The sequence below is a fragment of the Dyella sp. CR10 genome (assembly GCF_055814425.1).
This window is the reverse complement of record NZ_CP185986.1, coordinates 2837961-2854910: the sequence shown is the minus strand read 5'-3', so window position 1 is coordinate 2854910 and position 16950 is coordinate 2837961. Positions and strand designations below refer to the sequence as shown.

Sequence of the window (16950 nt, the reverse complement as noted above, 5' to 3'; positions counted from 1 at the left end):
TGCTCAGTGCGCCTCGTGCGGCGACTCGCCATGGCCGCGCGGGGCCGGCGCATGCGGGGCTGGTGCCGCATGCGGCGCGGGGTGGCTGGCCGGCGCCGGATGATAGGCGGGTGCCGGCGCATAGTTGCGCATCGGTTCCTGGCGCGGCATGCCGCGTTCGGGGTTGCCGCTGCCTGGATACGCCGCGCGCGGCATGGGCTCGTTACGGACCGGGGCGCCATGCGTGGCGTTGGCCGGACGCGGCGGCGCAGCATCGAGACCCCGCGGTTGCGGCACGGCACCATGATTGGCATGCGGCGCGAACGAGGCGGACGGCAGCGCGCCGTTCGCCGCGCGCGGCGCCGTGTTGTTCGCCGGATGGGCAGGGGCAGCGTCCACCGTGCGCGGCTGCGGCACCGCGGCGCCGTGGCCGCCATGCGGCGCGAACGACGCCGACGGCATGGCGCCTGGCGCAGCGTGCGGCGCCGCACCGCCAGCTGGCGATCCGGGCTGCCTCGGCGCCATCGGCGCACCATGCGCCGCCGTGATGCCGCGTTCCGCGAACGCACCCGGTCGAGGCGTCGCCGCGATCGCCGGCGCGCCGTGATTGACCTGCGCGCGCAGGTCGCGATTCTGCGCGGCCAGCGTCATCTGCTGCCGTTGCGCGGCGACCGGCCCGCTGCGTTGCATGTGTTCGGCCTGCAGCTCTTGCGGCGTAGCACGCGCGGCGATGCCGCCGGGACCGCCGTTGTAGCTGGTGCGATTGACGGTGACGTTGTTGATCACCGTCTTGTTGTAGACGTTGGTGATGTTGGTGGTGACGTTGTTGACGCTGCGGTTGTAGTAGAAGCGATTGTGATCCCAATAGCCGCCGGCATAGCCCGTGCCGGCATAGCCGAAGCCATAGTTGATGCCGCCGTAGAAGCCCACGTGCGGCCCCCAGTACCCGGCATGGAACACATAGACGCCGTCGTTCCAGCCCCACCAGGCCGGCGTCCACAGAGCGCCTGAGAACGGCGGCTCGATCCAGGTGCCTGGCACCCAGTAATAACCGCCGTCATCGTCGTAGGCCCAATAGCCCGGCACCCAGATGAAGCCCGGTGCGGGAATCGGTGGCTGCACGTAGACCGGCAGCGGCGGTGGGGCGATGTTGATCGAGACGAACACGCCGGCCGTGGCCGGCGGCGGCAACGCGAAGACGCCGCCGGCGAGCAGGGCGAGCCCGAGCAACCCATGCGAGAGCGAAGCTCGCGTCTGCTTGCCGAGCGAAACGCGTGTCGGTGCGAAGGACATGAGGAACTCCTCGTCAGCGGCGTCGATGTGCTGATGAGAACGGGGCGCGGGCCGCTGCGCTGACCGTGGCGCGGCGAGGGTTCAGGGCGATTTCATGCTGTCGCTGCGCTTGCGTTCGCGATGCGTGGAGCGGGCCTGTATGCGAGCGCGATTGTCGCGGCTTCTGCGCGTGGCGCCCGTTGGCATTCACATAGGTCAACGCAAACGCAAAAAAAGACGGCGCCTCGCGGCGCCGTCTTCATGGACTGCTGGTGTCGCGGAATCGCCGGCTTCAGAGGCCGAGCACGGTCTCCGCCTTCACGTACGGCAGGCCGTGTGCCTGAGCCACCGGCTCGCACACCACCTTGCCGTCGATCACGTTCAGGCCGTTGCGCAGGTGCACGTCGTCGGCCAGCGCCTTCTGCCAGCCCTTGTTGGCCAGGGCCAGGGCGAAGGGCAGGGTGACGTTGTTGAGCGCGAAGGTGGAGGTGCGCGCGACGGCGCCCGGCATGTTGGCCACGCAGTAGTGCACCACGCCGTCCACCACGTAGGTCGGGTCGGAGTGCGTGGTGGCGTGCGAGGTTTCCACGCAACCGCCCTGGTCGATGGCGACGTCGACGATTACCGAGCCCGGCTTCATCGTGCGCACCATGTCGTGCGTGACCAGTTTCGGCGCGGCGGCGCCCGGCACCAGCACGGTGCCGATCAGCAGGTCGGCGCGGCGCACCAGCTCTTCGATCGCCGAGCGGGTCGAGAACACGGTGGAGATGGAGGTGCCGAACTGCGTGGCCAGGCGCTTGAGCGCATCGGCCGAGCGGTCCACCACGGTGACCTTGGCGCCCATGCCCACGGCGATGGTCGCCGCATGGGTGCCGGACACGCCGCCGCCCAGGATCACCACTTCAGCCGCCGGCACGCCCGGCACGCCGCCGAGCAGTACGCCACGGCCGCCCTGGGCCTTCTCCAGCGAATGCGCGCCCACCTGCGGGGCGAGGCGACCGGCGACCTCGGACATCGGGGTCAGCAGCGGCAGCGCGCCGTTCGCGGCGGTGACGGTTTCATAGGCGATGCAGACCGCGCCGGAAGCGATCAGGTCGTGGGTCTGTTCGGCGTCGGGCGCCAGGTGCAGGTAGGTGAACAGGATCTGGCCCTTGCGGAGCTTCTTGCGCTCCACCGCCAGCGGCTCCTTCACCTTCACGATCATGTCGGCCTGGGCAAAGATCGCATCGGGACCCTCGACGATCTTCGCGCCCGCGGCGACGTAGTCCGCATCCGTCAGCCCGGCGCCGAGGCCGGCACCGGCCTCGATCAGCACCTCGTGCCCGTGGTGTACCAGTTCCTGCACCGACGACGGGACGAGGCCGACGCGGTATTCGTGGTTCTTGATCTCTTTCGGTACACCGATGCGCATGGCTTGGGTATCTCTGACTGGGAATGGATGAGTGGACGCCCGGCGCGAGCACGCCGGAGGCGTAGCAGTATGCTCGGTGCTTCGGAGAATTTCTCGCTGATTTGGGTGGCCTTGACGTCTATGCGTGGAATATCATGCGTCGATTGGCTTGATTGATGGGTATTTATGTCACTTCCGGAAACCTCCCTGGACGACCGCGACCGCGCCATCCTCAAGCTGCTCCAGGAGGACGGTCGCCTGACCAATCTGGAGCTGTCCGCGAGGATCAATCTGTCTCCATCGGCCTGCCTGCGCCGGGTGAAGCTGCTGGAGGAGCGCGGTCTGATCTCGCGCTACGTGATGCTGCTGGATGAGAAGGCGGCGGGCTTGCCGGGCACGGCGTTCGTGCTGGTGACGCTGGATCAGCAAGGGCGCGCGGCACTGGATGCGTTCGAGGCGGCGATCCAGCGGCACCCGGAGGTGACGGAGTGTTGTCTGCTGGCGGGGGCGGCGGATTACATGGTGCGGGTGGTGTATGCCGACTCGGCGGATTTCGAGCGGATCCATACGGACATCCTCACGCAGTTGCCTGGGGTGGTGAGGGTGCAGTCGACGCTGGCGTTGCGGACGGTGAAGAGGACGACGGCGTTGCCGGTGTGATCGGGGTTTATGCGGCTTGGTTGTCGTTGTGTGGCATCGCTCCGGAGCCGCGTACGTCGATGATGCGTTTGGTGTATTCGTGTCTCGCCCTATGGGCGAAGGTTTCGCCCTGCTGCCGGAGAGCGAGTTACTTCTTCTTTGCCTGCCCAAAGAAGAAAGGGCACCCCGCACGTCGCCCTCCGGAGCTGTGCTGCTCCGGGTGCGCGAGGGCTGGCCGGGCTTTTCGACATGACATCCCTGTCATGTCGAAAAGGCAGCAACATCCATGTCGCTGCCCCTTCAGGGCCCGATCGTCCAGCCCTCACCGGCGCACAGGGGCCCCGGCAGGTCAAATGCCAGAGCAAAAGCAGAAAGCAAAAGCAGCCGCGCTGCGGCTTAGACGCTGGCTTGGCTGCTTGCGGGGGCACCGCGCTTCTCCCTCTCTTCCGCGGGGAGCGGCGGGGTGAGGGGAGGGTGCTCGCGAGAAACCTGCTTCAGGCGGACAGGCGTTACGCCGGCCGCTTGACCGTGATTCTTATGCCTTCGATCTCCACGATCTGTCCCGCGTGGATCTTGCAGGTCTTGCGCAGTTCCCGCTGGCCATCCACGAAAACGGCGCCGCTGGCGACGATGGCCTTGCCGGCGCCGCCGCTGTCGCACAGGCCGGTCAATTTGAGCAGCTGGTTGAGTTCCACGTGGTCGTGGCGATCGTCGAGTTCGAAATCGAGGGACTGCATGGATGTTCAGTAGCCGGGGTCGTTGAAAGCGCTTTCGGGCATCGCGAAGAAGGCGAAGAACGGCACGTCGTCCTCCTGCCACTCCTCCGCGGCTTCATCCAGGATATCGAGCAGGGCGTCGAAGTCCTCTTCGCTGGCGGTGCGCAGGTCGTCGGCATGGTCGAACAGCAGCAGGTAGCCCTGGCCCTCCAGCCATTCCAGGTCGCTGACGCTGTCGTACAGCGCGTCCCAGTTGTCGCCGAATTCGGCGGGCAGGCGCAGGGAGTCGCGCAGGCGGCGCAGCAGATCGTCCTTGCCGGTGCAGCCGCGCAGGCTGGTTTGGGCGACGAACAATCCATGCTCCTTGGCCTGGGCGGCGAGCGGGGCGAGGTCGTCCTCGACCACGAAGAACACACCGCCGGCGCTGGGATCGGTCAGGTCGATGTCGTAGTCCTGGTCGCTCATCGTGGCATCTCGAAAGGGTGGAACGTGCGGTAGTGATCGTCGGTGTAGTAGTAGACCATCGGCGGGTTACCGCCCGTGATGATCCGTCGCGCACCGCGATAGTCGAGGCCAGGGGTGTCCACCGTGTACTCGTGGTAGTAGCCCCGCGGCTGCGGCGGCAGGCGCCCTTCGCGGTTGCCGAACACGGTGCCATCCTGGCGATGGGGGAACGGGCCGCGACGCGCGATCAGCGCGAGGGTGTCGCGTGCTTCCGGCGGCAGGAACGCGGGCAGGGCGGACGGCGCCGGTTTGGCGGCGGTCGCCTCGGTCGACGGCGCCGGGGCGGGCCTGACGGTACCGGTGGAGCGAGATGCGGGCTCGGCGGTCGGCGCAGGAACAGGGGCCGGCGCGGGCGCGTGGCGGTTCCATACGATCGCCGCGATCGCCAGCACGGCCAGCACGAGCAGGGGCTTCAGGGAGCGCATCGGAATCGCCGCGGGAAAAGTGGCGCGCAGCTTAGCAGGGGCCACCGTGCGGGCCCGTCGGCTTGGTGGGCGCAGGAACTTGCGGCACACTCGGTTCTTTTGCCCGACCTCCAGGAGCGCGCATGAGTGCCGCCCATCCCCCCGTGCGCGGCCGCCTGCCGCGCCAGATTCCCTTCATCATCGGCAACGAGGGCTGCGAGCGCTTTTCCTTCTACGGCATGCGCAACATCCTCACGCCGTTCCTGATCACCTCGCTGCTGCTGCATCTGCCCGAAGCCGAGCGTCCCGGCGTGGCGAAGGACGTGTTCCATACCTTCGTGATCGGCGTGTACTTCTTCCCGCTGCTGGGCGGCTGGCTGGCCGACCGCTTCTTCGGCAAGTACCACACCGTGCTGTGGATGAGCCTGATCTATTGCCTGGGCCATCTGTGCCTGGCGCTGTTCGAGCATCACCCCACGGGGTTTTATGCGGGCCTGGGCCTGATCGCGCTGGGCGCCGGCGGCATCAAGCCCTTAGTGGCCTCGTTCGTGGGCGACCAGTTCGACCAGAGCAACAAGCATCTGGCCAAGACGGTATTCGACGCCTTCTACTGGATCATCAACTTCGGCTCGTTCTTCGCCTCGCTGCTGGCGCCGCTGTTCCTGAAGCATTTCGGCGCGGCGGTGGCATTCGGCATCCCGGGCGGGCTGATGTTCGCGGCCACCGTGGTGCTGTGGCTGGGACGCCGCCGCTATGTGATGGTGCCGCCGTCACCGCCCGATCCGGACGCGTTCTCGCGCGTGGTGCGTACCGCGCTGCTGCGCCATGCGCCGGGGCAGGGGCGTCCCGGCCTGTGGCTGGCCGGCGCGGGCGTGCTCGCTGCGCTGGTCGCGCTGGCGGCGATGCCCGCGCTGGGTTTCGTGATCGCGCTGTGCCTGGCCATCGTCGCGCTGATCGGCGGCGTGGGCGGCGGCGCCTGGCTGCAGATGGAGCGTGCGCGCGGTGAGCATCCGGCCGTGGCGGTGAACGGCGCGCGCAACGTGCTGCGGGTGCTGGTGGTGTTCGCGCTCACCACGCCGTTCTTCTCGCTGTTTGACCAGAAGGCGTCGACCTGGGTGCTGCAGGGGAATGCGATGGTCGCGCCGGATTGGTTCCATCCGGCGCAGATGCAGGCGCTGAACCCGTTGCTGGTGATGCTGCTGATTCCGTTCAACAACCTGGTGCTGTTTCCGTTGCTGCGCCGCTGCGGCTGCGAGCCGACGGCGCTGCGCAAGATGACCGCGGGCATCGCTTTCGCCGGCCTGGCCTGGATCGTGGTGGGCGGCTACCAGCTGCTGCTGGACGACGGCCATGGCCTGTCCATCGTGTGGCAGGTGTTGCCATACGTACTGCTCACCTTCGGTGAAGTGCTGGTGGCGGCCACCGGCCCGGAATTCGCCTACAGCCAGGCGCCGGCTTCGATGAAGGGCGTGATGATGAGCTTCTGGTACCTGGCCACCACCATCGGCAACCTGTGGGTGCTGATCGCCAACGCGGCCGTGCGCAATGAGGTCGTGACTGGCCATATCGGCGCGACCGGCCTCAGCGTCGATGCGTTCCAGATGTTCTTCTTTGCCGCGTTCGCGCTGCTGGCTGCGCTGGTGTTCGGCGCTTACGCGCGCGGTTATCGCGAGGTGGACAACTATCGGGAGGCGTAAGCGCCTGTTCTTGCGAATGGACGGCTAAACGGATGGACCCCGACACGTTTCCTGCGAACCGGTGCGCATTGGCGCGTTCGAAGCGTTGATCGGATGCGGTGCCGCCTGTACATTCCGGGGCTTTGCATGGGGGGAACCATGGACAAGCGAACGATGGTCCGCGGGGCGGGCCTCATGGCGGCAGCGCTGGCGCTGACCGCCTGCGGGGGGCAGAAGGCGCGCCAGGTCGCGCCGATGGACGCACTGGTGGTGCCGGCCTTCGCGCCGTGGATCAGCGTGGAGCCGACCCAGGGCGACCTGCAGGTGCGCGGCCTGGACGAGAAAGTGGTGCTGACGCCGTCGCGGCCGGTGTCCGACGTGCTGCAGGCCCAGTTGCGCAAGGCGCTCCAGCCGGCCTACATCTCCAACCTCACGGTGGCCTGCGAGCGGGTGAAGACCGATCTGCGCGTGCGCCACGAAGACGACAAGCCGTCCGTCGCCACGCTGGATGTCAGCATGCGCTGCACCACCAACGCGCGTGGCTTCATTACGCGCAGCGAGCCGCACCTGGAGCCGTCGGCCGAGGTCAATGCCCAGACCGACTACCCCAAGTTGTTCGTCGCCCTGCTGGACAACGCGTCGAAGGAGCTGGCGACCAAGGTGCAGGCGGACATCGACGCGAGCAAAGCCAACCTGAAGTAAGCGCGGGAACCGGCGCCGATATCGCGGCGCGCACTCAGCGGCGCGATGCCAGCCATGCCGCAGCGGCGCGCCCGGCGCGCAGGCCGCCGGCAAAGCAGGCGGTGAGCAGGTAGCCGCCGGTCGGCGCTTCCCAGTCCAGCATCTCGCCCGCGCAGAACGTGCCGGGCAGAGCCTTGAGCATCATTCCGTCGTCGAGCGCTTCCAGACGTACGCCACCGGCGCTGCTGATCGCTTCGGCGAGCGGCCGCGCCTGCGTCAGGCGCAGCTCGAAATGCTTGATCGCGCGAGCCAGCGTCGTCGGGTTTTCCAGCGTGGCCTTGGCCTGCGTTTCGTGCAGCAGCGCGACTTTCGCGCCGGCGATGCCGGCCTGGCGGCGCAGGTGCTCGCTCAGCGAACGCCGGCCGCGCGGCTTGGCCAAATCCTTTTCCAGGCGCGCCAGCGGACGATCCGGCGCGAGGTCCAGCGTCAGCGTGGCCGCGCCTTCGCGCGCGATGGTGTCGCGCAGCATCGCAGAAAGCGCATAGATCAGGCTGCCTTCGATGCCGGTGGCAGTGATCACGCATTCGCCTTGGCGCTGCCGCTCGCGGCCGTCGACATCGTGCCAGTGCGCGACCACCGGTTTCAGCGGGGCGCCGGCGTGGCGGCTGGCGAGGTGCTCGCTCCAGCCGATGTCGAAACCGCAGTTGGCCGGACGCAGCGGTGCGATGTCCACGCCACGCGCGGCAAGCCACGGCTGCCAGGCGCCATCGGAACCGAGTTGCGGCCAGCTGCCGCCGCCGAGGGCGAGCACGGTGGCATCGGCATGGAGCACGCGTTCGCCGTCGGGCGTGCCGAACCGCAGCGCGCCATCCTCGGCCCAGCCCAGCCAGCGGTGGTGTGCATGGATGCGCACGCCGCTGGCGCGCAGCCGATGCACCCAGGCGCGCAGCAGCGGTGCGGCCTTGAGGTCGGCGGGAAACACACGTCCGGAACTGCCTACGAAGGTTTCCACGCCCAGCCCGCGCGCCCACGCGCGCAGCGCGTCCGCGTCGAAATCGTCGAGCCAGCGGCCGACTTGCGCGGCGCGTTCGCCATAACGCCGATCGAAGGCCGGCCGCGGCTCGCCATGGGTGAGGTTCATGCCGCCGACGCCGGCGAGCAGGAACTTCCGGCCGACCGACCCCTTGGCCTCGTAGACGTCGACGTCGAGGCCCGCGGCGCGGGCGGTTTCGGCGGCCATCAGGCCGGCGGGGCCGGCGCCGATGATGGCGAGGGTGGGAGCATCGTGGGGCATGGGCCGAGCATTGTAGGGCAGGGATGGCCTGCGGGCGTCCGTCCTCGCTTGCATCGCCTCGCCGCAACCCTCAAGTTGTCATTCCCCTCACCCCCGTTTCGGGCACCATGCCTCCCCTCGCATGGCAGGACCTCGCATGATCACCCGCTGGTTCGAGTCATTGATCGACGCCTTCAAGGAGCCGGAGGACGGCATGCCGCCGGCCACGGTATGGCGCTTCTACGTGTTCTATCTGAAGCAGGTATGGCCGGTGTTCGCCGCGGCGATCGTGCTGGGCTTCGGCGTGGCGATCGTCGAGGTGGCGATGTTCGGCTTCATCGGTCGCATCGTGGATCTGGCCAAGGGCGCGCCGGTGGCGGACTTCTTCGCGCGGCACGGGCGCGAGCTGCTGTGGATGGGCTTCGTCACGCTGATCGCGCGCCCGGTATTGATCGCGCTGCACGATCTGCTGGTGAATCAGGCGATCGTGCCGCATCTCACCAGCCGCATCCGCTGGCAGAACCACCGCTATGTGATCCGCCAGAGTCTGGGCTTCTTCCAGAACGACTACGCCGGCCGCATCGCCAACCGCATCATGCAGACCGGCGCCTCGCTGCGCGAATCGGCGGTGCAGATCGTCGACGCGATCTGGTACGTCACCATCTACACCGGCAGCGCGCTGGTGATGTTCGCGCAGGCGGACGTGTGGCTGGCCGCGCCGCTGCTGGCGTGGCTGGCGGCCTACGTCGCCACGCTGGCGTACTTCGTGCCGCGCACCAAGGAGCGCTCCTGGCGGCAGTCGGAGGCGCGCTCGCGCCTGATGGGCCGCATCGTCGATGGCTACAGCAACATCCTCACGCTCAAGCTGTTCGCGCATACGCGCCGCGAAGAGGCCTACGTGGCCGAGGCGCTGGGCGAGCAGATCCAGCGCATGCGCGCCATGACCCGCCTGACCACGGCGATGGACGCCACCATCGCTACCCTCAACGGCTTCCTGATCGTCGGCACCTCGGCGCTGGCGATCTGGCTGTGGAGCCAGGGCCGGGTGACGGTCGGCGCGATCGCGCTGGCCACCGGCCTGGTCATCCGCATCCACAACATGTCCGGCTGGATCATGTGGGTGGTCAACGGCATTTTCGAAAACGTCGGCACTGTGCAGGACGGCATGGAGACCATTTCCAAGCCGCGCCTGGTGCAGGACCGGCCGGATGCGGTGCCGCTGAAGGTCGAGCGCGCCGGCGTGCGCTTCGAGGACATCCACTTCCACTACGGCAAGCAGGGCGGCGTGATCTCGGGGCTGGATCTGGTGGTCCGTCCGGGCGAAAAGATCGGCCTGGTCGGCCCCTCCGGCGCCGGCAAGTCCACGCTGGTGAACGTGCTGCTGCGCCTGTACGACCTGGAGGACGGACGCATCCTGATCGACGGCCAGGACATCGCCGGCGTCGAGCAGGAAAGCCTGCGCTCGCAGATCGGCGTGGTGACGCAGGACACCTCGCTGCTGCATCGCTCGATTCGCGACAACCTGCTCTACGGTCGCCCGGATGCGAGCGAAGAGGACATTCGCGAGGCCGTGCGCAAGGCGCGCGCCGATGAATTCATCCCGCAGCTGGCCGACGGCGAAGGCCGCCACGGCTACGACGCGCATGTCGGCGAGCGCGGCGTGAAGCTCAGCGGCGGCCAGCGCCAGCGCATCGCCATCGCGCGCGTGCTGCTGAAGGACGCGCCGATCCTGGTGCTGGACGAAGCCACTTCCGCGCTCGATTCGGAAGCCGAGGCGGCCATCCAGGACAGCCTGGAAGTGCTGATGCGCGGCAAGACCGTGATCGCCATCGCGCACCGCCTGTCGACCATCGCGCGCATGGATCGCCTGGTGGTAATGGACAAGGGACATATCGTCGAGAGCGGCACGCATGCCGAGCTGATCGCGCACGGAGGCCTGTACGCGCGTCTGTGGAAACGGCAGACCGGCGGCTTCGTGGCGGCGGAGGACGACGCGGCCGTCGCGTGATCGCGAAAAGGCGCGATCGAGCGGATCGCGCCGTGTGAACTGCCGCATGTTTATTGGGCTCGGAAAAACCGCTTATCGGCTTTTTTCTACCGTCAGTCCCGCGCAAGCTTGCCGTAAAAATTTGCGGATGTTTCTCTCGCCGCTAGTTTTTACGAGGGGCATCCATGCGGACCTTGGCGCGGCAGCGAGGCGTCTCGCTGATCGAAGTACTGATGGCGGTGCTGATCTTCAGCGTCGGGCTGATCGGCCTGGCAGGCCTGCTGGTCATGGCCTCCCGCTCCAACCAGGCCGCGTACCTGCGGACCCAGGTCACCTTCCTCGCCGGCAATATGGCCGACCGCATGCGCGCCAATCCCGTGGGCTTGTGGAACGGCGCCTACGACGGGGCGGTGAAGACCGGCGGCACGGCCAAGGCCTGCGGCGCGGGCGCCGCCTGCACCCCGGCCGAGATCGCCGCGCGCGACCGCTCCGCCTGGGCCACCATGCTGGCCACCGCGTTGCCTGACCCGCAGGCCAGCATCAGCTGCGACAAAGGCTCCACCGGGTTCACGCTCAGCGCCGACCAGGTCAACATGCGCCCGCCGTTCGGCGGCAGCTGCAGCATGACCGTGAGCTGGACCGAGCGCCGTGCGGGCGACAAGGCGCACAGCGACGGCGCGACGCAGACCTTCGCCTGGGTGTTCCAGCCATGAGCGCCCGCCGCGAATCCGGTCTGACCCTGATCGAGCTGATGGTGGCCATGGTGCTGGGCCTGGTGGTCGCCGCCGGCGTGGTGACGGTGTTCATCTCCACCTCCGGCAGCCAGCGCGTGCAGACGCAGCTGGCGCGATTGCAGGAAGAAGGGCGCTTCGCCGTGACCCGGCTGGTGCAGGATCTGCGCATGGCCAATGGCCAGTACTGCACCAACTCCGGCGGCGTGAACAGCCAGGGCACTGGCGGCATCTATCTCTCGCAGCTGCGCGCGCCGGTGGTGTACGCCAGCGGCCTCACCGCGGCGCTGGCGGATCTGTCCACGCCGTGGGGCGATCCGTACCCGAGCAAGCCCACCGCGCCGTACAGCTTCCCGTCGTTCCTCTCGATGCGCGGCTACGACTGCGACAAGACCAAGTGCACGCCGTCGGCGCCGGACAGCCTGCCGGAGATCGGCACCACCGCGAACAAGCGCGTCGCCGGCACCGCCGTGCTGACCCTGCGCTACCTGGACGCCTCCGGCGGCTGGGCCCTGGGCGGCACCAGCACCGTGACCGGCGATACGGACGGCGCGCTGCACCACATCACGGTCAAGCCGGGCGACGGCGAGCCGGCGGTGAAGAAGGGCGGCCTGATGATGCTTGCCGACTGCTCCAACGCGCAGATCTTCTCCGCCAACCTGCAGGAAGGCGGCTTCTATCCGGATCAGGTCGACGGCGGCCTCAATCTCGGCCTGCCGGTGATGCAGCAACCGCTGTCGGCGCCGCGCCTGTTCGACTTGAGCCGCGACTTCCACACCGTGACGTACTACCTCGAAGTAGTGGACGCGGGTGACGGCGCCACCACCGGCGCGTTGATCCGCCGCGACAACGGCGTGCGCAGCGAGGTCGTGCGCGGCGTGGAACGCCTGGATTTCCGCTACGGCGTGGAAGACGCCAACGGCGGCACCAGCTACCTCACCGCCAGCGAGATCGATGACCGCAACGGCGGCAAGATCGCCTGTCCGCCGGGCGCGCCCAACGCGCTTTCGCCCGACTACGGCTGTCTGTGGCGCGCGGTGAAGAGCATCGAAGTGCACGTGCTCATGACCGGCCAGCAGCTGCACGGCACGCTCACCGCCAACGAGCAGCGCTACGTCTACAGCGTCGACGGCGACACGGCGCCGAAAGCACCTGACGACGCCAAGCGCGCGGTGACACCCGCCGACCAGGGCTTCGACAACCGCATGCTGCGCCGCGAATTCAACGCGCTGGTGTCGGTGCGCAACTACAACCCTTGATGCGGGTTCGCCCGCCGCCGAACCAGAAACAGGAGTGACCGATGTCCCCATCGCATGAACCGCGGACGCGCGCCGCGGCGCGGCAGCGCGGCGTGGTACTGGTGGTCGCGCTGATCTTCCTGCTGTTGCTGACGCTGCTGGCGATCAGTGCCTCGGGCCATTCGCTGTTGCAGGAGCGCATGGCCGGCGGTCTGCGTAACGCGCAACAGGCGGAGCTGGCGGCGGAGACCGCGCTGCGCGGTGCCGAATGGCGTTTGTGGAAGGCGGCGAGCGTGGCGCCGATCAACTGCGGCACCACGCTGATCACCGATTGCTACCTCTTCGATCCGGCCAACCCGATCGCCGATGTGACGGCGTTTCGCGGCAAGAGCGGCTGGGTGACCAAAGGCGCGACCGAATACAAGGGCGCCGCCGGCGACCAGGACTTCACCACGCTGGACGGCAGCGACCTCGACGACACCGCGCGCAAGGTCGCCGTGCTGGCCAAGAATCCGCACTACATCATCGAAGACCTCGGACCGGAACTGCCGCCCGGCGTCGGCAGCGCGCACGAATCGGGCGCCACCAGCAGCACCTCCACCGGCCCGACCAATACGGGCCGCCACGTCTACCGCATCACCGCGCGCGCCACCGGCGGCAACGAGAACGTCGTGCGCGTGGTGGAAAGCACCTTCGCCGCCAAGGGCAACTGAGCTTGCAGGGGATATCGATGAACGAGCGCAACGCGACGAAGCTGCGCGGCCGGACCGCATCGGTCGGCCTGATGCTGGGGCTGACGGCGGGCTACTGCGCCGCGTCCATGGCACGCACGGTGGAACTGAGCCCCGGGCCGCCGTCCGCCACGGTGACAGTGGCGCCGAATCTGGTGCTGACCTTGGACGACTCCGGTTCGATGAACTGGCATCACATGCCGGACAAGCGGCCGTACGACAATGAATATTGGGTCAGCAACAGCACTGACCAGAAACAGGACGCGGAGGCCAACCGCACGTTCTCGAGCAATGGCGCACCTTTCCTGTGCGCCGCCGTGATCACGCCGGGCATCACCGACGCGACCGATCCGCGTTCGTGGAGCATGAATGGCGTCTACTACAACCCGAACAACAAATATCTGCCGCCAAAAATGGCCGATGGCACGTCGATGCCCGATGCGAGTTTCACGGAGGCTTGGGATAACGGCATTGCCACCAACCGCCGCAAGGACAAAGTGCAATCTGGTACGCGAAATCTCAGCAGCAATACCTTTTGCGGCAACAAGGGAGCTGGTTACTACAAGTACACACGCGCAGCGAGCACCTTGCCCGTGGATGCGAGCACCGGCCGCTTGAGCAGCACGGCGATCAAGAACCTGTTCGCCAAGAATTCCGGCGATTGGACGTGGGTGGCGGTCAGCGACGCCGAGAAGCAGAACTTCGCCAACTGGTACTCCTACTACCGCACACGTACGATGGCGGCGGTCAGTTCGATGTCGCTGGCCTTCGCACCGCTCAACGATAACGTGCGCGTGACTTGGCAGAACATCAATTCGAATCAGCTCAGCAACGATACCAAGATCTACAAGTTCATCGATGCCGATGTAACGGGCAACGTGCGCACGGAGTTCTACGACTGGCTGTTCGCCACGCCGGCCACCGGCGGCACGCCGAACCGCTCCGCCGCCAAGCGCGCGGGCGAATACTTCACCGGCCGCAGCGGTGCGGTAGACAGCAATCCTTACTGGGATCGCGACGTCGACAAAGAGCTGATCTGCCGCAAGAACTTCCACATCCAGATGACCGACGGCCTGTGGAACGGCGACAGTGGCGTTGCCGCGCCCGGCAAGACCGACACGGAAAGCCGCGGCTTGCCCGATGACCGCAGCTTTTCCCCCACCGATGCGGAAAGCAAGGTGATCTGGAACGAGAACACCACCAATACCGTCACGATGGCGGATGTGGCGTTCCATTACTGGGCCACCGACCTGCAGGCAGGCCTCGACGGCACCTCCAGCCTGTTCGGCAAGCAGGCCAACCGCCGCAAGGTCCCGGTGAACATCGTCGACCAGTCCACCGCGCTGTTCGGCAAGCCGCTGGACAAGGACGCCGATCCGCTCACCAACAAGGAGATCTACTGGAACCCGGCCAACGACACCGCGAGCTGGCCGCACCTGGTGCAGTACATGATCGGCTTCGGCGCCTCCGGCACGCTGCTCAACAACGACGCCACCTACGCCAAGCTGCGCAAGGGCGATGTCGCGTGGCCGGCGCCGGCGGAAGGCACCGACGACGGCCGCAAGATCGACGACATGTGGCACGCGGCGCTCAACAGCCGCGGCAAGTTCTTCGCCGCCAGCAGCCCCTCGGCGCTGGTCGATGCGCTGAACAAGATCATTTCCAGCATCCTGCTGCAGTCGACCACGCCGATGGCCGGCGGCCTCAACTCGGCGGTGCTCACCGCCAATTCGGTGACCTACCAGGCCGGTTTCGAGGCGCAATCCTGGGGCGGCACGCTCAAGGCGTTCGCGGTCGGCTCCAATGGCACGATCGGCACGGCCGCGCTGTGGGACGGGCGCGGCCTGCTGGACCAGCGCGCCGCGGGCGGCGATTCGCGCGTGATCCTCACCAGCACGGACGTCGGTGCGGGCAAGGGCGCCGCGTTCACCTGGGCCAGTGCCGGCACGGCGCTGACCAAGGTGGATGCGGACTTCGACCGCGACAGTCCCGGCGCGGACCGCGTCGCCTGGCTGCGCGGCAACCAGAGCAAGGACGGCACCACCTTCCGCCAGCGCCGCTCGGTGTTCGGCGCGGTGATCAACGCCCAGACCGTCTACGTCGCGGCGCCCACCGGCGGCTACCTGGACAACTGGCCGGCCAAGTCGCCCGAGGCGCTGGGCGCGGCGGACGGCAAGAGCTACGAGCAGTTCCGCAAGGACCATCTCAAGCGTGCCCCCACGCTGTACGTGGCGGCCAACGACGGCATGCTGCACGCCTTCGACGCCACCACCTCCAAGACCGATGCCGACAGCGTCGACGTCACGCCGCAGCCGGGGCGCGAGCGCTGGGCCTATGTGCCGTACTCGGCTTACGGACGCCTGCGCGGCTGGTCCTCGCTGACCGATTTCAGCTTCATGCCGTCGGTGGACGGTACGCCGGTGACGCGCGACGTGTACTTCGGCGGCGACAAGAGCGGCTGGCACACCATCCTGGTCGGCGGCCTGCGCCTGGGCGGCCGCGGCGTGTACGCGCTGGACATCACCGAGGCGGCATCTACCGAAGGCAGCACCTCGGGCAAGGTGATGGGGCCGGCCGAGCGCGTGCTGTGGGAGTTCAACAACACCAGCGAGGACGGCGCCAACCTCGGTTATACCTTCGGCCGGCCCAACATCGGCCGCCTCGCCAACGGCAAGTGGGTGGTACTGGTGCCGGGCGGGTACTTCCCCGACGGCAGCACCGAGGCCGCGGCCAGCAACACGTTCAGCTCGCTGTTCGTGCTGGATGCGCAGACCGGCGCGCTGCTCAAGGAGTTGAAGACGCCCACCACGGCCGGCAGCGACGAGATCGAAAGCTACGGCCTGACCACGCCGGTGCTGGGCGACTACAACAACGACCAGGTCGACGACGTCGCGTTCGCCGGCGACCTGATGGGCAACATGTGGCGCTTTGACCTGACCGACAGCGATCCGGCGAACTGGAAAGCGGAGCTGTTCTTCCGCCCGGAGAATCCCGGCTACCGGCCGGTGACGGTGATGCCGCGGCTGTTCCCGATCCCGTATGCGAGCGGCTTCACGGTGGTGTTCGGTACCGGCAAGTATCTCGGTGGCAAGGACAATAAGATCGACGAGAACACCCGCACGCAGGCCATGTACGGCATCCGCGACAGCGGCAAGGCGGGGCAGGCGGTGGTCGTCGAGGGCAGCCTGGACACGCCGCTGCTGCAGCAGAAGCTGGTCGAAGTCAGCGACGTGCGCGGCCTCACCACTTATGCGTGGCCGGACAAGATCGGCGACAAGGCCACGCGCGGCTGGTATTTCAATTTCGACATCACCGCGGCGAAGGGCGAGCGCGTCGTGGTCGATGCCACCGCGCTGTTCGATTCCGGCCGTGCGTTGATCGCCACATTGATTCCGCAGACCAACGATCCTTGCGACCCGGCCCCGCGCGGCGCGCTGATGCTGATCAACGCGACGACCGGCGGTGCGGCGGATGGCTTCTACGTCGGCGAGGTCGACGGCTGGAGCGGCGACTATCAGCAGGTGGGCGCGCGCGTCACCAACATCCCGACCGGGGGGTTCCTGCCCATCACCGTCGGCATGGGCGGCGGCGTGGACTACGTGCCGGGCGTGGCCGTCGATGGTGGCAGCAACGGTGGCGCTGGTGGTGGCAGCGACGGTGGCACCTTCTTGTTCAGCGACACGGTATGGCGCCGCCGCTCCTGGAGGGCACTGATCAATGGCAACTGAT

General features: G+C 67.6%; 14 protein-coding genes. 8 read left to right on the top strand and 6 right to left on the bottom strand.

Going from position 1 to position 16950, the window contains the following annotated elements; translation table 11 throughout:
• Nucleotides 1–3: 3 nt before the first annotated feature.
• A complete protein-coding gene (locus ACNR9O_RS12860; protein WP_473688291.1) occupies nucleotides 4–1272 on the bottom strand; it encodes a YXWGXW repeat-containing protein in 1269 nt (422 codons plus the stop codon).
• Nucleotides 1273–1543: 271 nt separating this feature from the next.
• Nucleotides 1544–2662: an alanine dehydrogenase gene (gene ald / locus ACNR9O_RS12855; protein WP_473688293.1), complete on the bottom strand. Its 1119-nt coding sequence runs from the start codon at nucleotides 2660–2662 to the stop codon at nucleotides 1544–1546.
• A 165-nt stretch (nucleotides 2663–2827) separates the two neighbouring features.
• Between ald and ACNR9O_RS12850 the strand changes: the two genes are divergently transcribed.
• A complete protein-coding gene (locus tag ACNR9O_RS12850) occupies nucleotides 2828–3301 on the top strand; it encodes an Lrp/AsnC family transcriptional regulator (protein ID WP_473688295.1) in 474 nt (157 codons plus the stop codon).
• Nucleotides 3302–3789: 488 nt separating this feature from the next.
• On the opposite strand, the gene ACNR9O_RS12845 is transcribed toward ACNR9O_RS12850, so the two are convergent.
• The 3 genes from ACNR9O_RS12845 to ACNR9O_RS12835 are packed head-to-tail and all read right to left on the bottom strand — an operon-like array spanning nucleotide 3790 to nucleotide 4925.
• Nucleotides 3790–4017, bottom strand: a complete 228-nt coding sequence (locus ACNR9O_RS12845; RefSeq protein ID WP_473688297.1) for an RNA-binding S4 domain-containing protein — start codon at nucleotides 4015–4017, stop codon at nucleotides 3790–3792.
• Nucleotides 4018–4023: 6 nt separating this feature from the next.
• Nucleotides 4024–4461 carry a barstar family protein gene (locus ACNR9O_RS12840; protein WP_473688299.1) on the bottom strand — a complete coding sequence of 146 codons (438 nt, stop codon included), beginning with the start codon at nucleotides 4459–4461 and terminating at the stop codon, nucleotides 4024–4026.
• Nucleotides 4458–4925 (bottom strand): guanyl-specific ribonuclease, encoded by a 468-nt coding sequence (locus tag ACNR9O_RS12835; protein WP_473688301.1) that lies wholly within the window; start codon nucleotides 4923–4925, stop codon nucleotides 4458–4460. Before ACNR9O_RS12835 ends, ACNR9O_RS12840 begins: the two co-directional genes overlap by 4 nt.
• Nucleotides 4926–5047: 122 nt before the next feature.
• Here ACNR9O_RS12835 and ACNR9O_RS12830 point away from each other — a divergent pair, with 122 nt between their 5' ends.
• Together ACNR9O_RS12830 and ACNR9O_RS12825 are read left to right on the top strand one after the other, a co-directional pair.
• A complete protein-coding gene (locus ACNR9O_RS12830) occupies nucleotides 5048–6601 on the top strand; it encodes a POT-type proton-dependent oligopeptide transporter (protein ID WP_473688303.1) in 1554 nt (517 codons plus the stop codon).
• A 138-nt stretch (nucleotides 6602–6739) separates the two neighbouring features.
• Nucleotides 6740–7282 (top strand): hypothetical protein, encoded by a 543-nt coding sequence (locus tag ACNR9O_RS12825; protein WP_473688305.1) that lies wholly within the window; start codon nucleotides 6740–6742, stop codon nucleotides 7280–7282.
• Nucleotides 7283–7316: 34 nt separating this feature from the next.
• Here ACNR9O_RS12825 and ACNR9O_RS12820 read toward each other — a convergent pair whose 3' ends face one another.
• Entirely contained in the window at nucleotides 7317–8555 is a 1239-nt protein-coding gene (locus tag ACNR9O_RS12820; RefSeq protein WP_473688307.1) for a TIGR03862 family flavoprotein, read from the bottom strand.
• Nucleotides 8556–8691: 136 nt separating this feature from the next.
• Here ACNR9O_RS12820 and ACNR9O_RS12815 point away from each other — a divergent pair, with 136 nt between their 5' ends.
• The 5 genes from ACNR9O_RS12815 (at nucleotide 8692) to ACNR9O_RS12795 (ending at nucleotide 16949) form a co-directional block, all read left to right on the top strand.
• Nucleotides 8692–10542 carry an ABC transporter ATP-binding protein gene (locus ACNR9O_RS12815; RefSeq protein ID WP_473688309.1) on the top strand — a complete coding sequence of 617 codons (1851 nt, stop codon included), beginning with the start codon at nucleotides 8692–8694 and terminating at the stop codon, nucleotides 10540–10542.
• A gap of 164 nt (nucleotides 10543–10706) precedes the next feature.
• A complete protein-coding gene (gene pilV, locus ACNR9O_RS12810; RefSeq protein ID WP_473688311.1) occupies nucleotides 10707–11234 on the top strand; it encodes a type IV pilus modification protein PilV in 528 nt (175 codons plus the stop codon).
• Nucleotides 11231–12511 carry a PilW family protein gene (locus tag ACNR9O_RS12805; protein WP_473688313.1) on the top strand — a complete coding sequence of 427 codons (1281 nt, stop codon included), beginning with the start codon at nucleotides 11231–11233 and terminating at the stop codon, nucleotides 12509–12511. The genes pilV and ACNR9O_RS12805 overlap by 4 nt, the downstream gene beginning before the upstream one ends.
• Nucleotides 12512–12552: 41 nt before the next feature.
• Nucleotides 12553–13203 carry a pilus assembly PilX family protein gene (locus ACNR9O_RS12800; protein WP_473688315.1) on the top strand — a complete coding sequence of 217 codons (651 nt, stop codon included), beginning with the start codon at nucleotides 12553–12555 and terminating at the stop codon, nucleotides 13201–13203.
• Nucleotides 13204–13220: 17 nt separating this feature from the next.
• Complete coding sequence (locus tag ACNR9O_RS12795) at nucleotides 13221–16949, top strand: pilus assembly protein (RefSeq protein ID WP_473688317.1); 3729 nt, start codon at nucleotides 13221–13223, stop codon at nucleotides 16947–16949.
• Nucleotide 16950: the final 1 nt, after the last annotated feature.